General features: G+C 43.1%; 6 protein-coding genes. 4 read left to right on the top strand and 2 right to left on the bottom strand.

Features of this window, described 5'->3' with window-relative positions:
- Positions 1-117 precede the first annotated feature (117 nt).
- Both ACFVSW_RS27800 and nikR read right to left on the bottom strand, forming a co-directional pair.
- Positions 118-1,653, bottom strand: a complete 1,536-nt coding sequence (locus ACFVSW_RS27800) for an NCS1 family nucleobase:cation symporter-1 (RefSeq protein ID WP_387319864.1) — start codon at positions 1,651-1,653, stop codon at positions 118-120.
- A gap of 455 nt (positions 1,654-2,108) precedes the next feature.
- Positions 2,109-2,528: a nickel-responsive transcriptional regulator NikR gene (gene nikR, locus ACFVSW_RS27795; RefSeq protein WP_387319863.1), complete on the bottom strand. Its 420-nt coding sequence runs from the start codon at positions 2,526-2,528 to the stop codon at positions 2,109-2,111.
- Positions 2,529-2,603: 75 nt separating this feature from the next.
- Between nikR and ACFVSW_RS27790 the strand changes: the two genes are divergently transcribed.
- Genes ACFVSW_RS27790 through ACFVSW_RS27775 form a run of 4 tightly spaced genes read left to right on the top strand, consistent with a single transcriptional unit; the run spans position 2,604 to position 5,006 of the window.
- Positions 2,604-3,239, top strand: coding sequence for an energy-coupling factor ABC transporter permease (locus tag ACFVSW_RS27790; RefSeq protein WP_387319862.1), 636 nt, complete (start codon positions 2,604-2,606; stop codon positions 3,237-3,239).
- Positions 3,236-3,511 carry a PDGLE domain-containing protein gene (locus ACFVSW_RS27785; protein WP_387319861.1) on the top strand — a complete coding sequence of 92 codons (276 nt, stop codon included), beginning with the start codon at positions 3,236-3,238 and terminating at the stop codon, positions 3,509-3,511. The genes ACFVSW_RS27790 and ACFVSW_RS27785 overlap by 4 nt, the downstream gene beginning before the upstream one ends.
- A complete protein-coding gene (locus ACFVSW_RS27780; protein WP_387319860.1) occupies positions 3,508-4,197 on the top strand; it encodes an energy-coupling factor transporter transmembrane component T family protein in 690 nt (229 codons plus the stop codon). Before ACFVSW_RS27785 ends, ACFVSW_RS27780 begins: the two co-directional genes overlap by 4 nt.
- Entirely contained in the window at positions 4,197-5,006 is an 810-nt protein-coding gene (locus ACFVSW_RS27775) for an energy-coupling factor ABC transporter ATP-binding protein (RefSeq protein ID WP_387319859.1), read from the top strand. Before ACFVSW_RS27780 ends, ACFVSW_RS27775 begins: the two co-directional genes overlap by 1 nt.
- Positions 5,007-5,353 lie beyond the last annotated feature (347 nt).

The raw sequence follows: 5,353 nt of genomic DNA, 5'->3' as shown, positions 1-5,353 counted from the left end.
GGTCTCACCTGTCCCGCTGCTCCCGCAGGAGTCTCGCGCCTTCCACTCCAATCAACATTGTGCTCAAAATCAACAATGTTCTTTAACACAGCCTTTTGTTAAAGCAGATTTCAGGTATTAATATAGATCAACATTTGGACTGCTTCCATCCACTGTATCTGCAAGATTCCCTGAAACTGAATTTTTGTAGCTTGTAATTTTTTCATACTCACCTTTTTTGAGTACGCTCTGATCGCCCTTCATTAAATAAGTGTAGGCAATAATCGCAACAATCAATCCAAACGTCCATGCATTATCCCATAAGAAATGAAGTCCCGGAATGATGAGACCAAGAACCGGGACGGCTACTCCGATGATGAGCGCATAAACCCCATTTTTATTAAAACCTCCCGTATAACTGTAACGGCCGTTCACATCGTACAGCTCATGAAGAGCCATTTGCCGTTTACGAACAAGCCAGTAATCAGCTATGGCAATTCCATCGATTGGCCCAAGTAAGGCACCATATGTTCCAAGCCAGCCAAAAATGTAATTACCAAAGTTCTCCATGATATACCACGGCTGCATGAGGATGGCAAATAGACCTGTAATTATAGCTCCGAGTCCAAAGGTAATTCGTCTTGGATTCAAATTTTCTATTGCACGGGCTGGCGCAACCACGTTTGCTCCAACATTGATAGTTAAAGATGAAATAACGATCACGAGTGTACCTAAAAAGATGATAAATGGCGGGAACTTTGCCAAAAGCGCAACCGGATCCCAAAGCGCCTGCCCAAAAATGACCATAGTAGCAGAAGTTACTGCAATTCCAATAAAGGAGAAAATCGTCATGGTAAGAGGTAGTGAAAAGCTTTGTGCAACCATTTGCGACTTTTGGCTTCTTGCGTAACGGCAAAAGTCAGGAATGTTTAAAGCTAGTGTAGCCCAGAAGGCAATTACCCCGGTTACGGCAGGGAAGAACACTTTTAAAAATTCACTGGTTGTCTGGAATTTAGATGGAGTCGATAAAATCGGCCCCCAGCCGCCGGAATTGGTGAGTGCCCATATGAGGAGAATAATCGCTGAGATCCCAACAACAGGAGTTGCAATCAAACTTAAATATTTCATAGCCTGCGGACCCTTATAAGCAACTGCTACATTTAAGAGCCAAAAAAGAGCAAAGACAATGACTGTATGTCCCGAAAAGCTCCAGAAAGAGAAGGAAGCTGATAATAAGGTATCGATAGCGCCGGTTCCAATCCAGGTATTAATACCAAACCAGCCGGCAGCAACAATGGCTCTTGCCATAGCAGGAATATGTGCTCCCTTTGAGCCAAACCAAAGGCGGGCAAAAACTGGGTACGGTATCCCGAATTTTGTCCCAGCATGAGAATTCAATAAAATAGGAATAAGAACAATTACGTTACCAATAAAGATGGTTGCAATCGCCTGCCACCAGTTCATTCCTAAAGAAATCAATCCACTTGCCATTGTATAAGCTGGAATACATAAACACATTCCAATCCATAGCGTCGCAAAGTTCAGACCTTTCCACGAATGCTCCTTCATGGTCGTCGGGCGGAGATCGTCATTCCATAACCCACTTCCCTCCAGGCTGTCCGAAGCTTCTTTTGTCAAAATGACAATGCCGTTTTGCTCAATCTGCGTTTTCAATCAAATTCCCCCTTTTTTGGTCCTCCAAAAGCTTCAAAACAAAACCATTTAAAACAAGGTTGACAGAGGATATTCATGATAACTTTCGAGCCGTCAATTTCACGGAAGATTGAATATTCAGAAACTAAAATCCGCAATACCCCACTACCCTTAATTGTAAGCGCTTTTATTTTATTGTGGCACTAACCTCCCATCCCTGCCTATATTATTATATTTTCTACAAATTGGGCTGTCATTGGACAAAAAGTAAAAAAATTGTTTTGATATTTCTTATATTTTGTAAAGGGGGCATTAATTGTTATGGTTGATAGGATTCGAGCCATTTCTTGAGGAGATTCTTTCGTTCCACAATTAATGAAACGGCTTTTCTAACCTTAAATAAACTAAAAATAGACACATATACACCAATTCTCTGGCATATATTGGTGTTACGATTATATTGAAAAGTAACACGATTACGGTTCGTATACAGGGGAAACGGACAGTTGGCCATACTTTACCCCTTTTAAACTAAGCAATTTATCTCGTAAACTGCGAATATTTAGGGCATTCCCGCGAACGACAATCATTTCAAGGCAGTTATGATGATCAAGGTGAAAATGAGTCGTTGCCAGAATCGAATCATGGTAGTCGTGCTGAATCGTTGTTAATTCTGCCATTAGATGGCGCTGATGGTGATCATAAAAAATCAGGAGACAGCCTGCAACCTCATGATCATCTTGCTCCCATTGATGTTTGACTAATTTTTCACGGACTAAATCTCGGACCGCTTCCGAGCGGGTTTTATATCCTTTTTCCTCAATTAATTGGTCGAAGCTTTCGAGTAAACTTTCTTCCATGGATACGCCAAACCGGCTTAATTTCTTTGAATTCAAAATAGTTTACCTCCTTCCTTATAACGTAACGATATCACAAATATTTTTATAGAAAAAGTGAAAAGGAGAATTATTATGCACATTCCTGATGGGATTTTAAGTCCTGCTATTTTAGCAGCAGGTGCTGCCGTATCGGCTGTCGTCCTTGCCAAAAGTGTTAAAGAATCGAAAAAGAACCTGCAACAGACTGCTGTGCCGATTATGGGCGTGATGGCTGCATTTATCTTTGCAGCGCAAATGGTGAATTTTCCACTATTAGGGGCAGCAGCATCCGGACATTTGATTGGCGGAGCACTGGCTGCCTATTTATTTGGATTTTGGCCGACGACACTCATTATGACAACCGTCGTCACCATCCAAGCAGTGGTCTTCCAGGATGGCGGCATCAGTGTGCTTGGTGTCAATATTCTCAATCTGGCCATCCTTGCACCACTGGCTGCAACATTAGTTTATAAACTTTTACGAAAAACAAAAGTCCCTGTTTCGGTGATGGTATTTATCGCCGGCTGGGTCTCTGTGGTTGTCACGGCTGGATTTGCCGCCCTTCAGCTCGGAGCATCACATGTTGTTTCCTATCAATTGGCATTACAAACACTTATTCTTTGGCATTTGATTATTGGGATTGGCGAAGGCGTGATAACAGCGGCAGTTGTTCCGTTCGCCCGCCGCTCTTCCTTTTTCCTTGGCGTTAGTGAGGAGAGGTTACGATGAAGAAACGGTTAGTTCTTTGGATAGCGGTATCGTTATTTATTGCCGGTGCAGTATCATTATTAGCATCGACACATCCCGATGGCTACGAAAAGGCAGGAGAACAATTAGGGTTTATTGACAGAGCCACATCGTATTTACATTCACCACTCCCTGACTACGGGGTTCCTGGCGTCCATTCATGGCTGTCAACCAGTCTTGCCGGCATCCTTGGCGTAGCGATTACGTTTGTGCTCTTTCTTTTGCTTGGAAAAATGGCAGGGAAACGCAGATGATTGCGGAGCCGATGCCAAGAGTAAAAGTGGTGATGGCTCTTATCTTGATTATTCTTGGTGTTCTACCGAAGAATCTTGTGATGATTGGCGGAAATCTCGTCATCGGCCTCCTGCTTTTGTTTATATATCGAATTCCGCTTCATGCGTTTGTTAAACAGCTAAAGCCGATCGCCTTCTTTATGCTGTTTACGTTTCTATTCTTTCCGTTTTATGAAGGGAGTCATGGCTGGATAAAAGCACTCCAATATAGCGGTCGCTTACTGTTTGTCGCCCAGGTGCTCAACTTCCTGTTTTACCGTTTAGGGATCGTTGCTTTTTTACAAGCGTTGGCTGAACTTCGGCTTCCAGCGATTTTTATTGAACTAATCTTGTTTACCTTGCGATTTATGGATGTGTTTCGCGGGGAAGTACGGCAAATGCTGTTAAGTCTCCGGAGCAGGGGTTTTTATACAGGCAATTGGTTCCAGATAAAGAAATACAGGGTATTAGGCGGGCTGTTGGGAAGTCTACTGCTTCGTTCCTTTCAACGCTCGGAACGAATTTATTTGGGGATGTTAAGTAAGGGCTACAAAGGAGAAGGTGTTAAATCAATCAGGACAGAACTTATCCCACCATATGAGTGGCTGCATTGTGCACTGTGGGCTGGCTGCGTTCTTTGTATGTTTTTTGTAGGAGGTATGGGATAGTGGATTTATTTCGATTTAACGAGGTGTCGTATGGCTATACGAGGGACAAGCCAATATTACGCGACATCACTTTTTCAATTCGCGAAGGCCGGAAAACAGCCATTGTCGGCGCAAACGGTGCAGGCAAGTCGACGATTTTGTTTCATTTAAATGGGCTGTTTGCCCAGCAGCAGGGGGACATCTTCCTCCGTGGCCAAAAGCTTGATAAGAAGTTACGGAAAGAACTATATAAGCATGTCGGTATCGCTTTTCAAGACCCTGACGACCAAATTATTTCATTGACGGTGTCCGATGACATTGCGTTTGGGCCAGTTCAGATGGACGTATCCGCTTCAGACGTTCAGGAAAGAGTGGGAAAATATACCAAAATTTTAGGGATTGAGCACTTACTGACGGAAAACCCTTCCGAGCTAAGCTACGGACAAAAAAAGCATGTCACCATTGCCGGGGTGCTGGCGATGGAGACGGACGTATTTATATTGGATGAACCAATGGCCTTTCTTGATCCCTATGGAAAAGAACGGATGGCATCGATATTGCAATTGCTGCAGGAGCAGGGAAAAACGGTGATTGTCACCACCCATGATATGCAGTTTGTCGCAGAATGGGCGGAGGATGTAATTGTCATCCACCAAGGTCAGTGTCTCGGGACATTTCAACCAAGGGAACTCTTCGGGCGCCCTGATGTCATGAAACAGGCCAACCTAACACTGCCGCCAATCGTCGAATTAATGACAGCCATCTGGAAGGGCAATAAAGAAGACATGCCGATTCGAATCGAGGAGGCGAAGAAGTGGTTAGGGACATAGGGCACCGCGTCCCATTTTCAGGATAGAGATTTCTCAATAAATTTAATAGAAATTTAGTGGGATAATAAGCCTTTCCCACTGTCCTGTCGGTGTGACACTCCTGGTCACATAAAATGGTTTGAGACTTTTACGAGTAAAAGAAAAGTGGGAAGTTATTGTTTTCCTTGATTCGCCGATAAATATTGATTATTCGCCGATATATGAAGAATATTCGCCGATAAAGTGTAATTTTTTGGAGGTTAGTATAAAAAGTAGACACCGGCTTTGGCGTCATGTTTAAATCATATCAAGACGAAAAAGGACGTGTTTAACATGGCGAAAAAAACCACTTATCCAAAAGAATTTAA

Origin of the sequence: Neobacillus sp. NPDC058068 (genome assembly GCF_042885335.1) — a bacterium.
In the GTDB taxonomy this organism is placed as follows: Bacteria; Bacillota; Bacilli; order Bacillales; family Cytobacillaceae; genus Neobacillus.
This window is presented reverse-complemented; position numbering and strand designations above follow the sequence as displayed.

Excerpts from the sequence above, each read along its gene's own strand:
- ACFVSW_RS27785 (WP_387319861.1), top strand. The coding sequence starts at position 3,236 with ATGAAGAAACGGTTAGTTCTTTGGATAGCGGTATCGTTATTTATTGCC.
- ACFVSW_RS27780 (WP_387319860.1), top strand. The coding sequence starts at position 3,508 with ATGATTGCGGAGCCGATGCCAAGAGTAAAAGTGGTGATGGCTCTTATC.
- ACFVSW_RS27790 (WP_387319862.1), top strand. The coding sequence starts at position 2,604 with ATGCACATTCCTGATGGGATTTTAAGTCCTGCTATTTTAGCAGCAGGT.